Here is a 22223-nt window from a genome sequence, read left to right as displayed (position 1 = left end):
CGGCTGCATCCGCTGGCGGCGGCAGTCCTCAGGCACCGGCCGTTGCCTCCAGTCAGGCGCCTCCTCAGGTGTCCGCTTCGCCGGGACAGCTCCCGGGTGGCGGAACCGTCACTGGCACAACGGTGGGGCAGGGCGCATCTTCCGGGACGCAGCCCATCTTCTCCTCCAACACACCGGCAGGGCAGCAGGCGCCGCCTCCGGTATCCGGCAATTCCTCAACGGGTGTGCCGTCTGGCGCGGGGGCCTTGTCAGCATCGTCTGTGACCGTCTCCACCACTGGACCCGCTGGAACCGCAGCAGGGGGAACGCCGGCACAGGTCTCGGCGACACCTGCCGGCCAGGCTGCAGGCACGCCGTTGCCGGGGACCGCGCCGCCGGCCGGGGGGCAGGCAGCTTCCGCAAGCTCTGCGCAGACCGGCGCGCCGGCGGGGCAGGGATCCCCAGTTGCGCCCGCCGCAGGGCAGCCTTCAGGCGAACAGGCAGTCCCGGGGACAAGACTTGGCCAACAGGGCGCGCCTGCACAGTTCCGGCCGGGCACGGGATCTCCCCAACCGCAGCCGGCGGCGCAGACCGCATCCGGTCAGGCGACAGCATCCGGTCCCGGGCAGGCTGGACCGCACCCGTCAGGCCAGGCAACGCCGTCACTCGCGGGGACAACGCCAGGCGTGGCTTCCACACCGGCCGCGCAATCTGCGGTCTTGACTGCCACACCCCCGACCGGCGCACAAACCGGCGCACAGGGGCCTGCGCTGGCGACCCTGACCGCGGGAACCGGTGGTCTCGGCCAGCAACAAGGTGCTGCGCCGGTCCGGATCCTGAACGGGCAACCCTATCAGCAGCTGGGCAGTCAGCCGCTTGGCGGCGCTGGTCCGGCAACTTCGGGACATCAGGTCCTGGCCGGCAAACCGGAGCCGGCGGCGCAGGTCGCCGGCGCCCTGCAGAAGCCCCTGGCCGAGCAGCAGGCCGGTCTCACGAGCCTGTTTGCCCAGGTCGGCAGCCTGATGAGTGCTCAAGGTGCCGGAAATGTCGCCCTGCCGGATGCGGTGGTCAAGGCCATGCAGCAGATCCTGGGCTTGCGGCTGAACCTGTCTGGCGGGGCAAGCGCGGGCGACCTGCAGCAGGCGGTACGCCAGTCGGGCCAGTTTCGCGAGGCGCAGCTGGCGCTACCGGGCAGCGGGACTGGAGCGGTGCCGGATCTCAAATCCGCTCTGTTGTCCTTCAAGTCCCTGCTTCAGCAGCTGGGCGCCCGGCCTGAAATAGCCCGGCCCGCCGGGCAGCCCGCGGCGCCGTCCCGCCACGCGGCGCCCCAGGGGCAGGCACAACAGGTGGCGAGCGGTTACTGGGCGGGCGCGGCTCCGCAAAATCTCCAGGCCTTGTTGAAGGAAACCGACGCAGCCCTTGCGCGCCTGCGTCTGACGCAATTGTCGAACACCGGCCTGACCAGGGACAGTGCCCCGCAGGCGACGGCCAAGCCCATGGATCTGGTGCTCGAGCTGCCTCTGGCGATAGGCCAGGAAACGGCGGTCATGCAGATGCAGATCGGCCGGGATGGTGCGGGAAATCAGACCGGGGACGAGGCTGAGCCTGCCTGGCGACTGAGATTCGCGCTCGACCTGACCGCGACCGGTCCGCTTGAAGCCGCGATCAGCCTGCGCGGCGGCGGTACCTATGCCAGTCTCTGGGTGGACCGCAAGGACACCTTCGACAATCTGAACGCGGTGCGGGAGACGATGGAAGCGGCCTTTGCGGATGCCGGGCTGGATCTGCAGGAATTGCGGCTGATCCGCGGTCTGCCGCCCAGAACCGCTGCCTATTACGGCAACATGATCGATCGGCAGTCTTGAAGGGAACGGGCCTGTGAGCCAGGGAGACAAGGACAAGAAACTTGCGGTTGCCCTCAAATACGAGAACGAGGGCGCACCGGTGGTCACTGCCAAGGGCGCGGGCTCCGTGGCCGAGCAGATCGAGCGTCTGGCGAAGGAGGCGGGTGTTCCCATCGAACAGAACCCGATGATGGCGGAGGCCCTCTCGCAGATCGAAATCGACCAGGAAATCCCGATCGAACTCTACCAGGCGGTCGCCGTCCTGATCGGCTTCATCATGCGCACTGGCGAGGCGCAGCACCCGCCGCGTCCCTGATTGTGTGAAACCGCGCCTCTCGCACAAGGAAATCCTTGCAGCCGGGCCAAATTCTGACTAGGTCATCAGTCTGCTACACATTCGCGCCGCAGCATTCCTGCCCCGCTGCCGATCTCGCGCGAAATCGAACGAACAGGATTCTTGACGAAAATGACGATTGTCGACGTACGCACACCCGATCCGAAGAAATTCATCAAGGGCGCGACCGGCGACTGGGAAATCGTGATCGGCATGGAGGTCCATGCCCAGGTCACGTCAGAAGCCAAGCTCTTTTCCGGTGCCTCGACCGAATTCGGCAAGGATCCCAACGGCAATGTCAGCCTCGTGGATGCCGCCATGCCGGGAATGCTGCCGGTGATCAACGAGGAATGCGTACGCCAGGCGATCCGCACCGGCCTTGGTCTGAAGGCAGAGATCAACCTGAAATCCGTGTTCGACCGCAAGAACTATTTCTACCCGGACCTGCCGCAGGGCTACCAGATCTCCCAGTTCAAGCAGCCGATTGTCGGCGAAGGCAAGATCCTGCTCGACATGCCGGACGAGCAGGTCGAGATCGGTGTCGAGCGCCTGCATCTGGAACAGGACGCCGGCAAGTCGCTGCACGACCAGCACCCGTCCATGTCCTTTGTCGACCTGAACCGCTCGGGCGTCGCGCTGATGGAAATCGTTTCCAAGCCGGACCTGCGCTCCTCCGACGAGGCCAAGGCCTATCTCACCAAGCTGCGCACCATCCTGCGCTATCTGGGCACCTGCGACGGCAACATGGACCAGGGCTCCATGCGCGCCGACGTCAACGTGTCTGTCCGCCGTCCGGGCGGCGACTTCGGCACGCGCTGCGAGATCAAGAACGTCAACTCGATCCGCTTCGTCGGCCAGGCCATCGAATATGAGGCCCGCCGCCAGGTTGCGATCCTGGAAGACGGCGGCAGCATCGATCAGGAGACGCGCCTGTTCGATGCGGTCAAGGGCGAGACCCGGTCCATGCGCTCTAAGGAAGAAGCGCATGACTACCGCTATTTCCCGGATCCGGACCTGCTGCCGCTGGAATACACGCAGGAATTCGTCGACGCGCTGGCCGAGAACCTGCCTGAACTTCCGGACGACAAGAAGAACCGCTTTGTCAGTGACTACGGCCTGACCGTCTACGACGCCGATATCCTGGTGGCCGAGAAGGCCTCCGCGGATTTCTTCGAGGACGTGGCCAAGGGCCGCGATGCCAAGCTCGCCGCCAACTGGGTGATCAACGAACTGTTCGGCCGCCTCAACAAGGAAGGCACGGACCTGGCCGACAGCCCGGTTTCGGCCGCCCAGCTCGGATCGATTGTCGACCTGATCAAGGACGGCGTCATTTCCGGCAAGATCGCCAAGGACCTGTTCGAGATCGTCTGGACCGAAGGCGGCGACCCGGCGGCGATCGTCGAGGAACGCGGTATGATGCAGGTCACCGACCTCGGCGCGATCGAGGCGATCGTCGACGAGATCATCGGCGCCAACCCGGACAAGGTTGAGCAGGCCAAGGCAAAGCCGGGCCTGCTGGGCTGGTTTGTCGGCCAAGTGATGAAACAGTCCCAGGGCAAGGCCAACCCTCAGGCCGTCAGCGACATGCTGAAGCAGAAGATCGGCCTGGAATAAGACCCGGGCCGGGAGGGACCAATGACGGTGAACTTGCCGATCAGGGGAGCGTGTCATTGCGGCTCGGTTTCCTATGAACTGAAAGTGCGGCCGCGGTTCGCGATCTCCTGCAATTGCTCGATCTGCCGGCGTCTGGGGGCGGTCTGGGGACACGGTGACGTTGGCGAGGCCGAGATAACCTGCGAACCCGGCGCGACACTGGGCTATTCCCATGGCGACCGGGAGCTGGTGTTCCACACCTGCAAGACCTGCGGCAGCACCACGCATTGGGAAGCCGTGGCGGGGCCGAAAAAGGGCCGTGTCACCGTCAACCTGAACCTGGCGGAACTCGGCACTGTCGAAGCCGTGGGTCTGCGCCATTTCGACGGCGCCGAGACCTGGACGTTCCTGGACTAGAGCCCAGCTCCTACACTCTCCCATTCCATCGCTCGGGCCGCCTCGAGCGCCTTGAGGACCGGTGGCGAATGCTTGCGTCCCGCCTTGGTGACGATGCTGACCGTCCGATAGACTTCCGGTTCGACGAGATCCCTCAACTCAAGGTCCGCGATAACGGGAAGGAATTTCGGCATCAGCGTGATGCCGAGTCCCGCTGCGACCATGGTCTGCACCCAGTCCTCGCGCTCGGTCGAATAGCGCGTGCGAACCGCGTGATACGGCTTGGCGATACCGAGTTTGGAGAAGTTGGACGGGAATTCGCAGTGAAGGCGCTTGACGTAGTCCTCGCCTTCCAGTTCGCGCAAGGGCACCTCCGGAAGGTTGCCGAACCGGTGCCCCCTGGCGAAGGCCACCTGGTAGGGCTCGCGGAACAGTTCCACCGGCCTGAAATCCTCCGAATAGTCCGGTAGCGTAAGGATGGCGATATCGATGTCGCCCTGGTGCAGGGCCTCGGCGATGTCGGCGCAGTGACTTTCCCAGATCTCCAGGTCAAGGCCGGGCGCATGGCCCCGCAGTTTTTTAAGAAAAGCCACGAGATGGGCGCTGGACATGGTCGAAATGACGCCGAGTTTCAGTTTGGTGTTTGAGGACACATATTCGGCGGCCTCGCTTTTCGCTGTCTCTGCGGCCTCGTGCAGGGTCTGGAAATGGCGCTGCATCAGGCGGCCAAGATCGGTCAGGTGCGTAAGGCGCCGTTCCCGCCTGAACAGCTGGCCGCCCAGTTCATCTTCAAGTTTCTTGATCGCCCTGGTGAGCGATGGCACCGCGACGCCGCAATCGCTGGCCGCCCGGGTAAAATTCAGGGTTTCGCAGGCCGCGAGAAAATAGCGGATTTCATGAAGTTCCATGCGGTTTCCCAAACTGCCTTGTTTGACCTGAAATCGCGCCTTTCCAACCGGGCGAGACAGGGCGCAAAGACCGAAAGGATAAGATCCCGCCGGGGCCAAGTAAATTGTCCGGCGTGCAATATTTCGTTAGACAACCAGTGGGTATATCCGGAAAAGGGTCAGCTCTAGCCTTTCATGCATCCCAGCGGCGCTTTCGCACTGCCGGACTGGGCTAAAACCGCATGAAGGAGCCTCAGATGATCACTCTTGAAGAAAGCAATCAGATCCCCTTGCCGCCGTCTCCCGCCAATCTCGACGACATCGTGCCGCCACTGGCCAGGCCGTCCGTTATTTTCAACAATCTCGAACTGAAGGACGTGATCGCCGAGCCGCTCTATGCCTACAAGGAGGAGAGAAGCCGCCGCTGGGTGAATTTCGACCGGCGCAACATGCGCCTGCAGGTCAAGGCCGACTGGGTCAACCGGGTCGCCGTCAAGGTCACGCCGGGCAACGCGTTCAAACAGACCGAGACCATCAGCGAAGGCATTGCCAGCAGCACGACGGTGACGGAAATGTTCGCGACGACAATCGGCGTGAAAACAGGCATCAGCACACCGGTTGCGGACCTGGGAGCCGACATTTCAACGACACTGAGCCAGTCCACCAGCCAGACGTTCCAGATTTCCAACAACCGGCAGGTCTCGACGGAGTTCACGATCTCGACGGGTGATGAGGACAGCGTGGTGTGGCTGTGGCAGCTGAACCGTGCCTATCTCCTGTCTGGGGACCTGGTGACCTGGGCGGTGACCGGCGACAAGGGGATCAACCAGCTGACCGGGACGAACAGCCGCAAGGTTTTGACCCGGGACGGCGAGGGAAGGGAGCGTACCAACCAGATGCAGGTCAATGGCGCCAAACGCGAGGGCAGCAGCCGCTTCGAGCAAATGCTGCCAGTGGATTCCGATGTCTTTGTTTTCACGGCCTTTCCATCGACCAGGAACGTCACGGTCCAGATGAGGGATGCAGGGCAGGGGCCTGTGGTCATCCCGAGCTTCACCGGCCTGCTCCAGTCTGCTGTCGCCGAGGCGGATGAGACCACGCAGACCGCGGCCGCCTGAAGGGGCTGAAGAACGCCTTTTGAAGACGCACGGGAATCCCCTGTGCGTTTTCATTTTTGAAGTCGGGGATTGCGTGGTTAACAGGTGCGATAAAATCCTGTATCCCCCTGATATGACACTTCGAACGACCTCCGGCCAGACCAAGCTGACGCCCTTCTACGCCACTGCACCGGGTGTCTGGGTCATCGTCGCGGCCTGGGGGCTCGCGCATCTTCTCTTGCGCGCCATGTCCACGCCGGTGCTCGGCACGGACGACATGTTCGAAAACGTGCTCGTCCAGACGCTGGAACCTGGCTACATGCTGCGCCAGCCGCCGCTTTACGAATGGCTGCTCTGGTCGGCACAACAGGTTTTCGGGCCGACGATATGGGCGGCGCTTGTCGTCAAATACGGCCTGATTTCGGTTGCAGCGCTGTTCCTTTTCCTGATCGCCCGCAAGGCAATCGCAGACCCGCGTCTTGCCGCGCTGTGTGTCTTTTCCTATTCGCTGTTCTACCAGTTCGGCTGGAACCTGCATGAAGGCGTGACGCATACCGTCGTCCTGACCACCGCCTGCGCCATGAGCGCCTTCTTCTTTCTGAAGGCATTGGAGACGCGGCGGCTCGGCTATTACCTGCTTTTCGGGGCCGCCGTGGGGGCCGGTCTGCTCGGCAAGCACTCCTATCCGCTGTTTGCGCTGGCCCTGCTGCTGGCGGCCGCAAGCGATCCGGCCTGGCGCGTCCGGCTGCGGATTGGCGGCCTGCTGCTGGTGCCGCTGGCCGCCGCCCTGGTCTACAGTCCCTATGCCCTGTGGATCCTCGACGAGGGACTCAGGCTGTTCGCCTCCGTGTCCGACACGATGGGTGTATCGGCCGGAACGTCGCATCTTGCCCGGTCTCTGGAAGGTCTCGCCAAGCTCGCCTTCGGCCTACTGGGGTTTTCGGTGCCGCTGGTGCCGGTCCTGCTCGTCCTGTTCTGGCAGCGGTATCTCGGCCGCAAGCAAGCGCAGGTGCCCTCCGTGACCGATGCCGCGCGCCTGTGCGGCCGCACGGTGCTGGCGATGATCGCGTTGACCGCTCTGCTGATCGCCGTCACCGGGGCGACCTATGTCAAGGAGCGGCACATGCATCCGCTTCTTCTTCTGCTGCCGATCTTCCTGTTTGCCGATCTGGAGCGCTACGGCTTTCAGCGCCAGTGGCGCTGGCTCTGCGCCGTGCTGCTGGCGTTTGTCGCCATCGCCATTCTGGCCCGCGTGCCGGGCCTTCTGGCACCGGACCGTTTCTGGTGCGGCGGCAATTGCCGGCACATGAAGCCATACGCGGACCTGCGCCTGCCGCTGGAGGACCTCGGCGCGGCCCGTGCCACCCTGATCGCGGACAATGGCTATACCGGCGGCAACCTGAGGGTCCTGTTTCCCGGGGCCAGGCTTGTCACCAAGGCCATTCCTGCGCGCACGCCGCCGAGGGACAAATGCCTTTTCGTGTGGGAGGAAGGCGACGAGCGGCCGGTGGCGTCCGCGGAAGAACGCTATCTCAGGAACGCGTTCTGGGCGGCGGCACGTCCGCGTTCGGCAACCTATCTCAACGGTGCCTGGCCGCATCTGTGGCGGGCACCCGGCTGGCGCACGACCTGGTGGGGTGTCGCCGAACTCGAGCCGGATGATCCCATGTGCCGGTAGCCCTCCTTCAGGACGGCCTCTTTGCAAATCCCGGGAACGAAAGTCATGTCTCGACAGATCAGCATTGAAAAAGCCCGGCCCGAGCATCTCGAAAGCATCGTTTCGATCATCAATGCAGGCGCAACCACCGTCCGCAAGGACAGGGAATTTGCCGACTGGCAGGACTACCGGCCCGCCTTCGAGGCGCTTCGCGAGGCGCCGGAATGCGATATCTATGTGGCCTTGTCGGAATCGGGGGAGGTGGTCGGCACCTTTCAGATCCACTTCCTCAAAGGCGTTGCGTTCAAGGGGAGGCCGCGGGTGGAACTGGAAAGCGTGCACGTGCGCGCGAACCGGCGGGGTGCCGGGATCGGCCGAAAAATGGTGGAGCATGCCGAGCGGCTCGCCGCGGCGGCAAACGCCTGCATCATCCAGCTGACCTCGAACAGGGAGCGGGAGGGCTCGCATCTCTTCTATCGCCGCCTCGGCTTTGAGCAGAGCCACCTCGGCTACAAGAAGATGCTGATGTGACGGCGGGCTCGGATCAGTTCACCTTCCGCCAGGTTTCCTTCTCGCAGACATTGAAGACCACCCGCACACAGCCCTGGACCTCCAGCGAGGTGGCCCCTGTCCGGCGCACGGTGGCGTTGGCGCTGAAGCCGCGGCGGGGGTCGTAGACCCGCCCTTTCCAGCCGTCGGATGCGGGTTTAAGCCGCCACAGGACCTTGAGGCCCAGGATCTTGCGCTGCTGTTTTGACTGGTCCTTGTTGTTGAGGTCGGGCGTCGACCTGACCGTGTAGCCCTTGGGAGGGGGGAAATCGACAATCCGGCCGCAGGGCTCCTTGCCGCAGCTTCGGATCTGGATCACCGCCCCGGCGGGTGTTTTCCAGCTGCCGGTGATGTCCGGGGCCGCGTGAGCGAGGCTGCCGGAGGAGACCAGAATGGCGGCCGCAGCCAGCCACGCCTTCAGGGGCGAAAGACGAATGAGGAAGTTTGACCTACAAAACACGGAAAGACCCCGCCGCAGTGCCGATGGTGATTGCGCCACAATTCTTGATCGGCAAATGCGACGGGGCCAAGGCCAAATCGACGGGACCCGGCGGTGTTCTCACATTTTTTCGACACGCGTGGTTCAGTTTGCCCTGGTCCAGGTTTCGCCCTTGCAGATCAACCCGCCCATGACACAGCCCTCCAGTTTCAACTTGTTGGAAGAGGTCAGTTCGATGAAGCCGGTATAGGTCTTGCCGTCTTCCGCATTGTAGACCTTGCCCTTCCACTGGTTGTCCCTGGCTGTAGGTTTCATGGACTGGACGATCTGTACCCCGACCAGAGGCCGCTCGCGCTTGGAAGCGTCGGGATTCTGGGTATCGCTGCGCGGTTCACGCAGCCAGATCAGCTTGCCGCACAGGGAGCCGCCGCAGGAGCTGATGCGGATCTTGGAGGCGCCGTTGGGGCGAACCCAGTCGCCCTTGGCGTCGGCGGCCTGCGACAGTGACGGCGTGGCGGCTGTGAGACCGGCCGCCAGAATGGCGGCGGTCAGGACTGATTTCAGCATATGTTCCTCCCAAAACTGAATGCCTTCCGTTTACGGAAACGGAATGTATCGACTGAGAAGACCTCTGAAAAGCCGTCTCCTTACGTCATGCCGGCAGAAATCTTCTGCTGGACAGCAGTGGGCTTGCCGGTCCGCGGCCCGGCCGAACCGGACCTTCAACAAAAAGGCCCCAAATGTTGGGCAAACGAGTCCATGGTGAACAAAGTCTTGAGGCGCCCCGTCAATTTTTCGACGAATGGGACTGATTTAAAAGAGAGAATCGAAACCTTATGCTTACCGGCGTGTAAATTTCAGATTTGCTTAAATCTTTGTTCGGATTGCGTTAAACGTGATTTTTAACCGGCCCTTTAATCACCGCTGCTCAAGTAGACTTCATGAAACGACGGGAAAAGCTTCACGAAAGCTTGCGTTTCTTAGATCGGGTTGTCTCAAGGATCCAGAACAGATCCGGCAACACGATCGCTTCACGGGGAAGGCGCTTCCCGACAGCTTGTTATCAAGCGGGACGCGCCAGGGAAGTCTGACAGAAGAGGAAAGGGGAGCAACATGGCTCGTTTTGAAATGCATTCGGCCGACATGGCCTCGTTTGGTGAAAAGCCGGTCACTGCGGACATCATGTTCCAGATGGGACTGGACAGTGCCTGCGGCCGTCACGGCGCGACCGATCTCGTTACGGCCCACAAGTGGTTCAACATTGCCGCGCTGAAGGGCAATAGCGATGCTGCCCGCTATCGCAAGGAAATCTCCGGCGAGATGACCGCCTCGGAAATTGCCGAAGCCCAGCGCTCGGCCCGCGAATGGCTGTCGATGCATTGAGGTCCGCCAAGGCTGCCGGCCTGACGGCACCTGAACCGGAAAGACACAACTGACGCGGCGGCGACACTCTGCCTGCCGCGTCCATCTCCCGCGAACACCCTATTCGACAAGCGGTCAAGCGCGCCGCGTGCCCGGTCTCTTCAATGGATCGGAGCCAGTCCGTGTTCGTCCCAGAGCGCCCGGTCCACCGGTGCTCCCAGCGCGTACTCGAAGCCGACAATCGTGTCCTTGTCCGTTTCCAGGCGGCACCGATAGGCGATTTCATACCAGATCCGGTTGCTGCGCACCGCGCCCGCGGTGACATGGACCATTCGCTCCCTGAATGTTGCGTTCCTGAAGGCGTGCGGCGCAAGCCGTGTCGGCCGGAAGCCCGGCCTGTCCCTGCGCAGCTGTTCCATGGCTTCCAGCGCGCAGATCTGTTCCCGGCCATCCGCCCCCGCCAGGGTGGCGAGCGCCTCGCGCGCCTGGCGCGAGCGCGGGTCCCTGAGGACATCGGCCGCAAGCAGGGTTGTCGCCGTGACCCATGTGGGCGCGGCTTCGTCGACCGGGCCGGCTTTTGAGCCGCTCGGGACCGGCTCCGGCACCGGCGCCTCCCTGAGGGCCGTCATGTCCGTGTCCGTTGCCGGCTCCTCGGAAACCGGTGCCACGTCTGGCAGGACCGGTGATCCCGTCTCCGGCAGGAGATCCACCTCGACCGGAACCGGTGGCCGTGCTTCGGGCAGCCGCCAGGTGGCCGCATCGGTCAGGATCACGAACACCACCAGATGCAGCCAGAACGCGCACATCCACGCGACCCGGTCCGCGAAGATCCGGGGCAGAAATGCAGGCGAAAGGGGCGCGGCGTGGCAAGGCGCGGATATGGTGGTGCTCCGATTGTTGGAGGTCTGCGGAGAAGCACCATCGCAGCAAAGAACTGGGGCCGAATTGCGGAGAGTTGACAGGAATTGGGGGACGTTCGCGGGGGGAGGCGGTTGACGGGCCGATACCGCATCAGGTTTCAGGCGGCGTCCTCCTGTTCCCTGATCGTGCGCGGGCCCGTCCGGCGGCCAGGCGACGCCCGGGACGGTGTCGGGCTCCGGAGCCTGGCCACGCGGGACCGGCCTGCGCGCCCGCACGATGGGGAAAAGGCGCGAGGCGCGAAAAAAACGCCTTGAACTCGAAGGCTTTTGTTCGTACACGGGCGTTACCGGAGAGGTGGCCGAGTGGTCGAAGGCGCTCCCCTGCTAAGGGAGTAGGCGGGCAACCGTCTCGAGGGTTCGAATCCCTTCCTCTCCGCCACTTCCTCTTATATCATGCTGATTTATCTAGATTTTTTCGGATCTCTTCTCTTCTGAAAATGAGAGCCGGCGGTCTCTGGAAAACGCAGGGCTCTTCAGAACGAAGGAATGCCGCGCGAGATGAACAGGTCGCTCACTGCATTGACGACGTTGCCTGCGTTCAGCTTTCTGCCGACACGGAGCGCCACGCTTTCCTTGCTATCCTTGTCGATGGTCTTGGGCCCGCGGGGCCCCTTTCCGTCTTCGGTTCGTCGACGCGCAAATCCCATGACCGGACACGGTTGCGAAGCTCTGGGCAAAGCCTGATGCAAGAACCATCGTTCAGTCAGAGCCATCCCCTCTTTGGGGGCCTGTCCGCCATGTGGTCCCGCGTTTGTCCAGCTTAACGGTGGCCATTCCAGTGGGAGAGGATCCGCTTGGCGGCGAGGCTCCGGCCCTCGCATCCTGTGCGATTTGCTCCGGCGGCATTCAGGTCACGCATCAGCCGCCGTGGTCAAGGGCAACTCCGTTGGCGTTCCTGTGCGCCACAATTCGTGCGTCGATCCGTAATGGGGATGGTTCGGGTCCTCCGAAACACCGCCCGGCAGCTGAAAGTGCAGCGGCCCGCCGGGACGCGTCAGCAGGCGCGCCACGGCACCGGCGCGCCCCGCCCCCACGCATACCGAATACCGGGTTCCAAGATGCTCTTCCCCTGGCAATGACAGGTCCGATGCACTCCAGCCGGAGACAAGACCGGCGAACTCGGATCTTACGTCGGAGACATGGCGCATCGGTGCATGGCGGGACGCTTCGAGGGTGACATCTGCAATGTAGGCCTCCCACCCCTCAAAGGCCGCCGTGAACGGGAACGTGATCCTGGCCCGGTCCGCAAGCAGGGCCCGAAGCGGGGCTTCGACATTGCGCCAGGACCAGACCATGTCGGGATGACGCAGCACGCCCGGCCCGATGAGGGTTGAGAGCAATTCGTTCAATAGCGTATCGCGCATCCCCGCAGCGATGCTGAGCCCGGGTTCTATCCTGTCTCTTGAGAGCATCCGGCTGAGGGCGCTCAAGATGTCGTCCTTCGGGCCTTCGCATGTCGGCGCGGCCTCCAGGGCATCCGCGGCCAATTGTGCATAAAAGTCGAAAAAACCGGGATCGGTATCATGCTGTAATGCAAGCGATACCGGCAGTTCGTGGCCTTCCTCGCGGTCCAGCACGCGGCTGATGCGGTGAAACCGGAAACCGCTGCCGAAATTCTGGCCCAGCTGAAGGTCTTTGCTGCGCGCCACCATCCGGTGATTGGCAGAGACCAGATGGCCGGTCGGCGGGTCGAAAGCACGCGGGAGCATCTCAGCCGGCAGGGTCTTGGCGGGCCCTGGAGGCTGGCACGCCCCATCCAGACACGTCAAATGGTCCTCACCCTCGCGGACGGGAATCCGACCCGTGACACCCCAGCCCGCATGACCGTCGATATCCCCGACATGGAAATTCACCGGAGGCCCCCCAGCCTTCCGGCAAATATCGAGGGCCTGCTCGGCACTTTGCGCCGTTTCGACATCAAGCCATCCGGCATCGACATGTGCGGGATCAAGCGCGGTCCAGCGGCAGGCGACAGCTTTGCCGGCAAGCGGTTCGTCCAGAACGGTGCCCCAGACGCTTTCCGTGCGGGTGTGCTTCACCGGATCGGCCCCCCGGACATGGATGGTCTCGGTCACCTCGCGCAGGGGGTGCGGTCCGGATGCCGTCTGGCAAGTCCTGCCATCCTCGGACGGCGATATGGCAATCAAATCTAATGTGTCCGCGCAGAAATTCGTCAGACCCCAGGCGATTTTCGACGTGGCCCCACAGAGAAAATAGGGCAGCCCCGGGATCGCAAATCCGGCTGCCGATACCGTGCCATATTGCCATGCGATCGGCAGAAGCGGGCTTGGCAGGGTCAAGCCAAGATGCAGATCGTTCGCCAGCAGGGGAGCCACGCTGTTGGACGGATCGGTTGCCGTCCATGCGTTTGACCCCGGCACGGTCAGGGGAAATCCCGGGATGATCGTACCCGGCCCGGGACGCTCATCCGGCCGGGTGCCCAAATGCTGCCAGGGATCGTCCGGAAAGGTGACAGGCGGGCCCTCGGCGCCAATCAAAGGCGATGTGAAGACGTCGAACTCACTGGTCAGAGCGTCGTAGAGATCTTCGGGGAGTTCCGATTTCAGGATTGTCCTGCATCGTTTGCTTTCGATTTCATTGGTCAGAAAATCGCAAAACAACACCTGAAGCGACAGCGTATCGACGGGCGTCCAGGCCTCGGGCGCATAGGCCAGATCTTTGAAGGGAAACCGGCTGTCCAACTGCCCGCCGTTCAAATAGGCATTCACGCCATCCGCAAAGGCCTGGAGCAGGTTCTGGTGGTCCCTCGGCAATTGCTCGGCGGCCATTGTTGCGGTGCGATGGTACCCCAGGGTGCGCGCCCGGCGGTCCGAAGCGAGCACATCTGGCCCGCATATCTCCGCCAGCCGCCCCGCGGCCCTTCGGCGCGAGAGGTCCATCTGGAAGATCCTGTCGGCCGCCATCGCATAGCCTGTCAGATACATCGCGTCTTTGCGGCTCGCGGCCCGGATGCGCGCCACACCCAGGGCATCCCTGTCTATGCGGCCTTTTTCTGCCGCTGGCCCGGCCGATTGTGACACCTTCTGGGATTGCATCTTACATTGTCGTCCGTGGCATGGGTTGCGGGCACCTCCTCGGCAAGTGTGATTCAATTTCCCGGAATTGGCCAGCAGGTATGGATATGCTCGCTTTGCAATTTGAAGTGGATCGGGCCCTGCACAGGCGCGACGTGTGCGAACACTTGCCGATTGCCATGAACAGGGAGCGGCCGGCACTCGATCCGGCTGACCCATGGACCGCTGACGCCCGGTTGGACCGCAAGCGAAGGCGAATCAGACCACCTAACCTGTCGATCCCGCATCAATGCGCTCTCGCAGACCTCCGCCCGTTGAGGGCGCCAAAAGCCCGGGCAAAAAGCGGCTTCGCTTTTGAGTTGCAATTCTGGGGCCGGGCGCGCAGAAAGTTTGATTTTTATTCCCAGTTGAGGAACTATGGAGATGTCTTCCTTTAGTTGATTGTTACAAGAGATAGAGGTGGATGAAGCAAGTTGGCATCAGCATTGATTGTTGCGTCGTTGGTCATTTCGATGCTGGCTTCTCTGAGCACGAGCGCGCTGTCGGGGCACGAGGTGAAAACTCAGGGGAGTTCCGCACGCTGCGTCTGAATTGCCTCGAATTCAGAGGGCGAAAGCGCAGTTTTCTCGATGTTCTGAACCACTTGAGAGGCGAAGACCATCATTGGACCGAGATGCCGCAGCTCGGCCCTATCTGCATTGCGGATCACCTGACGAAGCAAGGCCTGAAAGCGGTTCCGGTGGGGACCCATGCCAGCCAGCTGGACAGGCTGGAGGCCTGTGTATCCGAGGCCCGGTGCGTCGCGTTGACGACGACCCTCTACATGACGCCTTTGCCGGCGTCCGAGGCCGTTGACCGGGTCCGCCAAATCAACCCCGACGCCTATGTCGTCCTCGGCGGTCCGCTGATTTACAACCTCCATCAGGATCTTGATCCCGAAAGCTTTTTGATGGTGGCAGAAGACATGGGCGCGGATGCCTATGTTGTGTCGCGAAGCGGCGAGGCAACCCTTGCCAGGCTGGTGGCTGCATACCGCGATGGCAGCGATCCCCGTGCCGTGCCCAATTGCCTTGTCAAAACCGCAAACGGGTATGTGGAAACCGGGCGCTCCCGGATCATGGAGGACATGTCGCCGATCGATTGGGCGCGGTTCGCGTCGTCGCTGTCGGATGCGACAGCCCAGTTGCGGACCGCCCGCAGTTGCGCGTTCTCCTGCTCGTTTTGCGACTATCCGATCCGGGCAGGCCCTTTGACCCTGGCCAAGCTGGAGGATGTTGAGGCTGAATTCGAGGCCTTGCATCGATGCGGTGTGCGCCAACTGGTTTTCGTGGATGACACGTTCAATGTGCCGATCCGTCGCTTCGAAGACATTCTTCGCATGATGATACGGCGAGGGTTCGGTTTCAGCTGGTACGCCTATTTTCGCTGTTCCAACGTCCGCAGCGAAGAAACCTTCAGATTGATGGCCGAAAGCGGCTGCGTTGCGGTGTTCCTTGGCATTGAATCCGCGTCACGCGACGTGCTGCTCACGATGGACAAGAAGGCCGCGCCGGAAAACTACGCGGCGGGCATTCAGAACCTGCGCGCCAATGGCATTGCGGTCTTTGCCTCCTTCATCGTCGGCTTCCCGGGGGAAACCGATGAGACCGTGGAAGAGACAATCGAGTTCATCAACGCCAACCGCCCAACCTTCGTGCGGGCGGAGCCCTGGTTCTACAATAGGCGCTCTCCCATCCACGGCAGGGCCGCGGAGTTCGGCCTCAAGGGGTCCGGGTATCGCTGGAGCCACCGGACGATGGACTGGGAGGCGGCTTGCACTGCCACGGACCGTATCTTTGCTTCCGTTGAGGGCAGCACCTGGATGCCGATGTATGACATGGATTTCTGGATCCTGCCCTATCTCGCGGGCAAGGGCATGGATGTCGATTGGGTGCGGGAATACCTGGACCGGTGCAACCGAATGCTCGCCCATCAGCTGTCTTCGAAACGGGACCTGCCTGATCTGGTGACCAAACGGCTGGAGCGCGAGATCGCAACCTTCTGCCGTGCAGGCCCCTTTGCCGGGGTCAAGCACTCCATGGCGGGAGGGTGATCATGAGGATTGCCGCCCGCATCATCAAAGTCTGTGAGCAAGTGCCGGACCGGATTGCGGTGTCTGCTTTCGACGGTGTGTTGAGTTACGGCGACTTGGCGGACCTGTCCCGGAGGATTGCCAATGGGCTGCGCGCCAGGGGGCTGTCGCCCGGTGACCACGTCGGTGTCGTGGACAGCGGAAGCTGCAAGGACTTGGCCGCCGTTTTGGGCCTTTGGATGGCGGACTGCGTGTTCGTGCCGCTGTCAGCCTCCGTTTCCCCCGCAAGGATCGCGCATGTTCTGAAGGCGACCGGGTGCCGAGGCATCCTTGGCTGTGAAGACATACTGCCCTCATTGATGGACGCCCTGCCCGACGATGGGGAACTCCCGGAAACCATGACACTCGAAGAGTTGTCGATGTCGGAGCCCGGTGCATCCTTGGCGATTCCGGAAGGAGATGGCCGCGCCTACATATTCTTCACATCCGGTTCGCAAGGCCAGCCCAAAGGCGTGGTTGGCCGGCACACGGCGCTTGCGGCCTATGTCGATTGGCATTGCGACCGGTTCGATGTGACCTCTGATCGATGTTTCAGCCAGGTTGCGCCGCTGCCCTTTGACTTTTCCCTGAAGGAATACCTTGTGCCGCTTTCGGTTGGCGCGCAGGTGACACGCTTGCCCCCCGATATGCGCGGCAATGCCGAGGTCTTGTCGGAGTGGATCAGCGATCACGGGGTGACAGACTGGTGCACGCTGCCCACGCATTTGCGCGGCATTGCACTTCTTCTGAGCTCGAACCGAGCGATGCGGGACCGCTTTGAGACCGTGCAGCACGCCCTGATCTCGGGCGAGCCACTCTATTGGGCCGATGTGCGGGCGTGGCGCGATGTCGTCGGGACGGGGCATCAACTCTACAACCTCTATGGCCCCACCGAATCCACGGTGCTCAAGTTTTGCTACCCGATCCAGCAGGAGGACGGGTCTGACGGAAGCGTTCCCGTGGGGCGGCCCATTCCGGGCACGGCGATCACCCTGCGCGACACCGACGAGGAGGGCGCGGGAGAGGTTGTCCTTTCGGGGCCGGATCTGGCAGCGGGCTATATCGGCGAGGATCAGGGGGGCTTTGGTGTTGAACGCTCGCCCGATGGCGATCTCAGGACCTACGCCACTGGCGATTACGGCCGCTTTACCGAGAGTGGTGATCTGCTCCTGTTGGGGCGCAAGGACCGGCAGGTGAAGCTTCGCGGCGTGCGCGTGTCGCTAGGGGCCGTCGAAGAGCAATTCCGGCAGCATCCAGCCGTTACGGAAGTGGCGACCATCTGCGTGAAGGAAGGGTTACACGACCGCTTGGTCCTCTTCTATGAAAGCACATCCGCGGCGGTGTCCGTAGAGGAGGTGCGCGCGTTCGGCCGCCAGATGCTGCCCAAGGAGGCGGTGCCGTCGCGGATCATTCCGCTGGCCAAGATGTTGCATTCGTCAAACGGCAAAGTCGACCTTGCCGCATTGGAACGCCTTGCCCTCGCGGGTCCGGAACCCGAAAGTTGCGTGAAAGAGCCCATACTGCTGAAAGATGAGCTCTCTCTTCGCATTGCCGACGTGCTGTCGGTGCCGGTGATCAAACCGGACGATAATTTCTTTGATATGGGGGGCGACTCCATATCGGCGATCAAGCTCCTGTCCTCACTGAGACACGATATCGGCCCGGGGCTGACTCTGAAGGACATATTCTTTCATCCATCGGCGGAGCAGCTTGCCGAACGCCTCGCCGAAATTGGGGCGTTGGAGACGTGAGCCGTCAGCTGGACATAGAGTTTCGGCGCCAAGCCGCCGCGCAACCTGACGCGATTGCCGTGGACGGGCCGGGCGGGTGTCTGTCCCGCGGCGAACTGGACCTGCGAGCCGAACGTTTGGCCGCCGAGCTCACACCGCACCGGTCCCAGGCTGTTTGCGCCTTCACGGGCAAGACCCCGGCACTTCCCGTGGCACTTGTCGCCTGCTTGCGCGCGGGAGCAGTCTATGTGCCCTGTGACCCGATGGATCCCGATGGGCGATTGAGCCAGTTGGTGACAATGGTGTCGCCCGCGGTCCTGATCACGACGCCCGAACTTGCTGACCGCGCCCGGGCGATCCTTGGGGACGCGGCGGTCGATATTCTGGTTGTCCGTGCCGATGGACAGATCATGGATCGCGAAACGCGCGGAGGACAGGGCGGGTTTCGCCATGCGCCGGATGTACCGGGTCTTTCGGGAACGCCCGCTTACGTCTTCTTCACATCGGGCTCCACGGGCATGCCAAAGGCCATAGTGGGCAGTGCGGAAAGCCTCGCCGATTTCGTGACATGGCAGGCGGAGGCGCTTTCGGTCTCTCAGGCAGACCGCTTCAGCCATTTCGGAGCGATCGGGTCTGACGCCAGTTTGAAAGACATCCTCACACCGCTGGTTTCAGGGGCCTGCGTGGTTATCCCGCCACCGGACGCCCTTGAAGGGGCGTCGCGTGTCAGCTGGGCCATTGACGCCAGGATCACGGTCCTGGCCGCGGTGCCGACCCTCTTCCGCACGATGCTGGAAGCCATTGAGACTGACCCGTCTGTTGCCGTGCGGCTCGATCGCTTGCGGCTTGTCCTTCTGGCCGGGGAGGTGGTGACGCCCGATATGCTGCGGCGCTGGCAATCCCTTTTCGGGGAGCGCGCGCCCATTGCGAACCTGTACGGGGCCACCGAATGCACGGTGTTCAGCGTCTGGAAGATTTTGACCCGGGAAGATGCCAAGCGTTCGCGCGTTCCGGTCGGGCATGCACGGCGCGGTTTCGAGATTCGGGTGCTGAACCCGGTCGGCCGCCCCTGCGCCATTGGTGAGCTGGGAGAGATATGGCTGGTCTCCGACCGGCAAAGCCTTGGGTATCTCGGGGATGCCAAAGCCACGGCTGATCGTTTCCATCCCGATCAAGATGGCAAAGTGGCTTACCGGACGGGCGATATCGGCAGGGTGCTGGATGACGGGTGTCTGGACTTTGTCGGACGACAGGACGCTCAGCTCAAGATCAGCGGTGTCCGGATTGAGCCGAGCGAGGTCGAGGCCGCGCTTGGCGGCTTGCCCCATGTGGCGGATGCTGTCGTGCTGGCAGATGGCGACGCTGAGGATCGCCAGCATCTTGTGGCGCATATTCTGACAAGGGACAGCGCATCAACCACCGCCTCGGCTATTCGAAGCAACCTCTCCCGTGTTTTGCCGGCCGCGATGGTGCCGTCCAGGATTGTTTTTCACGAAGCGTTTCCACTGACACACACGGGCAAGATCGATCGCAAAAAACTCGCGACCCACCGCGCGCCAGAGGACGCTCCCGCGATGCGGGCGCTTACCCCTGACGAGGCGCGTCTTGCCGTCATTTGGCATGCCCTCTTGGGCAGGTCTCCAGCCTCACCCGAGGCCGATTTCTTTGACATGGGAGGCCACTCACTCCTGGCCATGCAGCTGCAAGCGCGCATTGAGACCGAACTGGATGTGCGCATGTCTCTGGCGGATGTGTTTCAGTTTTCCAGACTGTCCGAGATGGCGCAAATGCTGATCCCCCGCGATCTGGAGGTGATCCGCACGGACCCGGCGGGGCAGGGCGACGGGCTGACATCCGGGCAAAGGCGGCTGTGGTTTCTCAACCAGCTCGCCGCCGACAAGGGCGTCTACAATGTGCATTGCGCCTTTCACCTGGAGGGCCCGCTGGACAAGATGGCGCTTGAGCAAGCCTTTCTTGCCCTGCATCAACGGCACCCCCAACTCCGCCTGAGCATCGAAAGCAACGCCGGGGCGCCGAACGCGATCATCAACACAAGCTTGTCGCCTGAGTTTCGCTGGACCGATCTGCAATCCGTTCCCGGCCATCACCGTATGAGCAAGGCGATGGAGGCGGCGGCCTCAGACATCGCCGCGCCGTTCGATTTGAACAATGGCCCTTTGGCGCGCCTCTCGATCTTTCAGATCGCCCCGGAAGAGCACGTCGCGGTCATGGCTGTTCATCACATTTGCAGCGACATGTGGAGCTGCGCGATCATGGCCGCTGACCTGTCGAACCTCTACACCGCGCTGGTGGAGGGCAAGCCCCCCGGGCTTCCAGACCCGTGTGGGCATTTCCCGGATCATGTGCAGGCAGAGGCCAAATTGCTGGCCGGCAATGACGTCATGCGATTGCGAGACTATTGGACCGAGGCGCTGAACGGGATGTCGTCCCGACCGTTGCTCAAGCCCGACAAGTCCCGGCAAGCCATGCGCCGGTTTCAGGGTGAACTGGAGCGCCTGTCCATTGGGCGCGATCAGATGCAAAATCTTGCAGAATTTGCCAGCCAATCTGATGCCACGGTGTTCATGGTCATGCTTGCGTTGTTTGCGATTGTGCTGCAACAGCGAAGCGGCAGCAACGATATCCTGATCGGCACCGATCTGGCGGGCCGCGCCGACCCAAGCATGGAGGATGTCGTCGGCTTTTTTGTCGAACAGGTGCCGCTGCGTTGCGACTTGTCGGGCAATCCGCGTGTCTCCGAATTGCTCGCGCGCGTGCGCAGCACAACAATTTCAGCCTTTGATCATCAGGGCCTGCCGTTTGACATGATGGTCCAGACGGTGCGCGGCTCGGCCGACCCGGTGGCACCGCTCTTTTCCGTGAAACTGGTCGGCCAGACCGGGCCCCGGCCCGAGATCGCGCTTTCCGGCATCACGGCCACGCCCGTCGAATTGCACCGGGGCACGGCCCATCTGGATCTGACACTGCGTTATCAAGAAACGGCAGACGGCCTGGAACTGGTGGCGGAGTATGACACCGATGTCTTCCTTGCCAGCACCATCCGCGATCTGCTGAAAGCGTTCGAAACAACGTTGCGGACGGTTCTGCGCACCCCGGAGATCAGGCTGGATGCATTTCAACAGATGTCATCCAAAGCCTGGGCGGCCGCCGGTCAATCACACGAAACTCTGAGCGCGCTGCGGCGCGTTCCCTCGGAAGCGTTGACAGAGACATGACCAGGAACTCTCCGTTTTCCTTCGCCGAGCGACCCAGAGCATTCGCACCCCGACCGGATGCCCTGGTCCAGCCTGGCCCCGAAGTGACGCCGCACGGTTTCCCACTGGTGCGTGTGCCCGCCACGTCCCATGTGGATCTGGAGGCATGGATCGGAGATCACCAGGACGAGGTCCGCAAGGATCTCAACACATCGGGGGCCGTTCTGTTCCGGGGCTTTGACATTGGCGGACATGCCGGATTTGAAGCCATCTTTTCCGCCTTCGCCGGGCCGCTTTTGGAATACACCGAGCGCTCTTCTCCCCGAACCGCGCTTGGCAAACGCAGCTATACATCCACCGAATATCCGCCCGATCAATCCATTTTCCCGCATTGCGAAAACTCTTACGCCGCGTCCTGGCCACGCTGGATCGGGTTTTTCTGCACGACCGAGGCCGAGGATGGCGGCGCAACACCGCTTGTGGATCTGATGCGTCTGGCCGACCGGGTCGGGGATCCGCTTCTGTCGTCATTTGCGCGCAAGGGATTGCGCTATCGGAGGATTTACGGTGGCCCCATTGGTATGGGCTGGCAGGAGGCCTTTCAAACGGGCAGCCCCGCAGAGGTCGAGGCGCTGTGCCGTCAGCGCGGTCTGCAGTTTCAGTGGCGGGATGATGGTGCGCTGGAGACCGTGCGCACTGTACCGGCCATGCGGCGTCATCCGGATTTGAACGTGCCGGTCTGGTTCAACCACGCCGCGTTCTTCCATCCGACCGCCTTGCCCGATGCCTTTCGCGGCCTGCCGCCGGAGCAACTGCCCTCCACCGTGACCTTCGCGGATGGAAACCCCATTCCGGATGACGAGGCCCAAACCCTGCATGAGGCCTTTGCCGAAGAAAGCGTGCGGTTTTCCTGGCAACGCAACGACCTTTTGATCCTGGACAATATGCGCGTCGCCCATGGGCGCGATCCTTTCCGGGGGGATCGCAAAATTGCTGTCGCGATGGCGGGGCCCCTGTCAGATGAAACGTGTGCCGCCGCGCGCCCGGATACCGGCTCGGACCGTGGAGGAGGCTGA

18 protein-coding genes and 1 tRNA gene are annotated in these 22223 nt (G+C 62.6%); 13 read left to right on the top strand and 6 right to left on the bottom strand.

Translation table 11 applies throughout. The features are described 5' to 3' along the window. Positions 1 to 665: 665 nt before the first annotated feature. The 4 genes from fliK to O6760_RS28355 all read left to right on the top strand — a co-directional run bounded on the left by fliK (position 666) and on the right by O6760_RS28355 (position 4167). Complete coding sequence (fliK, locus tag O6760_RS28370; protein WP_269583009.1) at positions 666 to 1844, top strand: flagellar hook-length control protein FliK; 1179 nt, start codon at positions 666 to 668, stop codon at positions 1842 to 1844. Between the two features lie 13 nt (positions 1845 to 1857). Then, entirely contained in the window at positions 1858 to 2139 is a 282-nt protein-coding gene (locus O6760_RS28365; RefSeq protein WP_269583008.1) for an EscU/YscU/HrcU family type III secretion system export apparatus switch protein, read from the top strand. 150 nt (positions 2140 to 2289) lie between these two features. Continuing rightward, the gene (gatB, locus tag O6760_RS28360) at positions 2290 to 3771 is read left to right on the top strand and encodes an Asp-tRNA(Asn)/Glu-tRNA(Gln) amidotransferase subunit GatB (RefSeq protein WP_269583007.1); all 1482 of its coding nucleotides are present in this window, start codon (positions 2290 to 2292) and stop codon (positions 3769 to 3771) included. Positions 3772 to 3792: 21 nt separating this feature from the next. Continuing rightward, complete coding sequence (locus O6760_RS28355) at positions 3793 to 4167, top strand: GFA family protein (RefSeq protein ID WP_269583006.1); 375 nt, start codon at positions 3793 to 3795, stop codon at positions 4165 to 4167. Here O6760_RS28355 and O6760_RS28350 read toward each other — a convergent pair. Further along, on the bottom strand, positions 4164 to 5054 hold the full coding sequence (locus O6760_RS28350) for a LysR family transcriptional regulator (RefSeq protein ID WP_269583005.1): 891 nt from the start codon (positions 5052 to 5054) through the stop codon (positions 4164 to 4166). The genes O6760_RS28355 and O6760_RS28350 overlap by 4 nt on opposite strands. Before the next feature lie 236 nt (positions 5055 to 5290). Here O6760_RS28350 and O6760_RS28345 point away from each other — a divergent pair, with 236 nt between their 5' ends. From O6760_RS28345 to O6760_RS28335, 3 genes are all read left to right on the top strand, one after another. Next, the gene (locus O6760_RS28345; protein ID WP_269583004.1) at positions 5291 to 6151 is read left to right on the top strand and encodes a hypothetical protein; all 861 of its coding nucleotides are present in this window, start codon (positions 5291 to 5293) and stop codon (positions 6149 to 6151) included. 112 nt (positions 6152 to 6263) lie between these two features. Next, complete coding sequence (locus O6760_RS28340) at positions 6264 to 7808, top strand: ArnT family glycosyltransferase (RefSeq protein WP_269583003.1); 1545 nt, start codon at positions 6264 to 6266, stop codon at positions 7806 to 7808. Between the two features lie 45 nt (positions 7809 to 7853). Continuing rightward, positions 7854 to 8318 (top strand): GNAT family N-acetyltransferase, encoded by a 465-nt coding sequence (locus O6760_RS28335; protein ID WP_269583002.1) that lies wholly within the window; start codon positions 7854 to 7856, stop codon positions 8316 to 8318. Between the two features lie 13 nt (positions 8319 to 8331). Here the strand turns inward: O6760_RS28335 and O6760_RS28330 are convergent, their stop codons facing one another. Continuing rightward, on the bottom strand, positions 8332 to 8796 hold the full coding sequence (locus O6760_RS28330; RefSeq protein ID WP_269583001.1) for a DUF2147 domain-containing protein: 465 nt from the start codon (positions 8794 to 8796) through the stop codon (positions 8332 to 8334). Positions 8797 to 8919: 123 nt separating this feature from the next. Further along, positions 8920 to 9342: a DUF2147 domain-containing protein gene (locus O6760_RS28325; protein WP_269583000.1), complete on the bottom strand. Its 423-nt coding sequence runs from the start codon at positions 9340 to 9342 to the stop codon at positions 8920 to 8922. 576 nt (positions 9343 to 9918) lie between these two features. Between O6760_RS28325 and O6760_RS28320 the strand changes: the two genes are divergently transcribed. Continuing rightward, the gene (locus tag O6760_RS28320) at positions 9919 to 10158 is read left to right on the top strand and encodes a hypothetical protein (RefSeq protein WP_442969943.1); all 240 of its coding nucleotides are present in this window, start codon (positions 9919 to 9921) and stop codon (positions 10156 to 10158) included. A 140-nt stretch (positions 10159 to 10298) separates the two neighbouring features. On the opposite strand, the gene O6760_RS28315 is transcribed toward O6760_RS28320, so the two are convergent. After that, positions 10299 to 10943 carry a DUF930 domain-containing protein gene (locus tag O6760_RS28315; protein ID WP_269582998.1) on the bottom strand — a complete coding sequence of 215 codons (645 nt, stop codon included), beginning with the start codon at positions 10941 to 10943 and terminating at the stop codon, positions 10299 to 10301. Positions 10944 to 11346: 403 nt separating this feature from the next. On the opposite strand from O6760_RS28315, the gene O6760_RS28310 reads away from it, so the two are divergent. Next, positions 11347 to 11436: transfer RNA gene (locus O6760_RS28310), tRNA-Ser, on the top strand. Between the two features lie 94 nt (positions 11437 to 11530). On the opposite strand, the gene O6760_RS28305 is transcribed toward O6760_RS28310, so the two are convergent. Continuing rightward, complete coding sequence (locus O6760_RS28305; RefSeq protein ID WP_269582997.1) at positions 11531 to 11704, bottom strand: hypothetical protein; 174 nt, start codon at positions 11702 to 11704, stop codon at positions 11531 to 11533. A 204-nt stretch (positions 11705 to 11908) separates the two neighbouring features. Continuing rightward, positions 11909 to 14113, bottom strand: a complete 2205-nt coding sequence (locus O6760_RS28300) for a penicillin acylase family protein (protein WP_269582996.1) — start codon at positions 14111 to 14113, stop codon at positions 11909 to 11911. A 652-nt stretch (positions 14114 to 14765) separates the two neighbouring features. On the opposite strand from O6760_RS28300, the gene O6760_RS28295 reads away from it, so the two are divergent. Genes O6760_RS28295 through O6760_RS28280 form a run of 4 tightly spaced genes read left to right on the top strand, consistent with a single transcriptional unit; the run spans position 14766 to position 22223 of the window. Then, a complete protein-coding gene (locus tag O6760_RS28295; protein WP_269582995.1) occupies positions 14766 to 16184 on the top strand; it encodes a radical SAM protein in 1419 nt (472 codons plus the stop codon). A gap of 2 nt (positions 16185 to 16186) precedes the next feature. Further along, entirely contained in the window at positions 16187 to 17953 is a 1767-nt protein-coding gene (locus O6760_RS28290) for a non-ribosomal peptide synthetase (protein ID WP_269582994.1), read from the top strand. After that, a complete protein-coding gene (locus O6760_RS28285; RefSeq protein ID WP_269582993.1) occupies positions 17950 to 21168 on the top strand; it encodes an amino acid adenylation domain-containing protein in 3219 nt (1072 codons plus the stop codon). The genes O6760_RS28290 and O6760_RS28285 overlap by 4 nt, the downstream gene beginning before the upstream one ends. Continuing rightward, positions 21165 to 22223, top strand: coding sequence for a TauD/TfdA family dioxygenase (locus O6760_RS28280; protein WP_269582992.1), 1059 nt, complete (start codon positions 21165 to 21167; stop codon positions 22221 to 22223). The genes O6760_RS28285 and O6760_RS28280 overlap by 4 nt, the downstream gene beginning before the upstream one ends.

This window comes from Roseibium sp. Sym1 (assembly GCF_027359675.1).
Classification (GTDB): Bacteria; Pseudomonadota; Alphaproteobacteria; order Rhizobiales; family Stappiaceae; genus Roseibium.
Note: the sequence above shows the minus strand (reverse complement) of the source record. Positions and strands in the feature narration are given on the sequence as shown.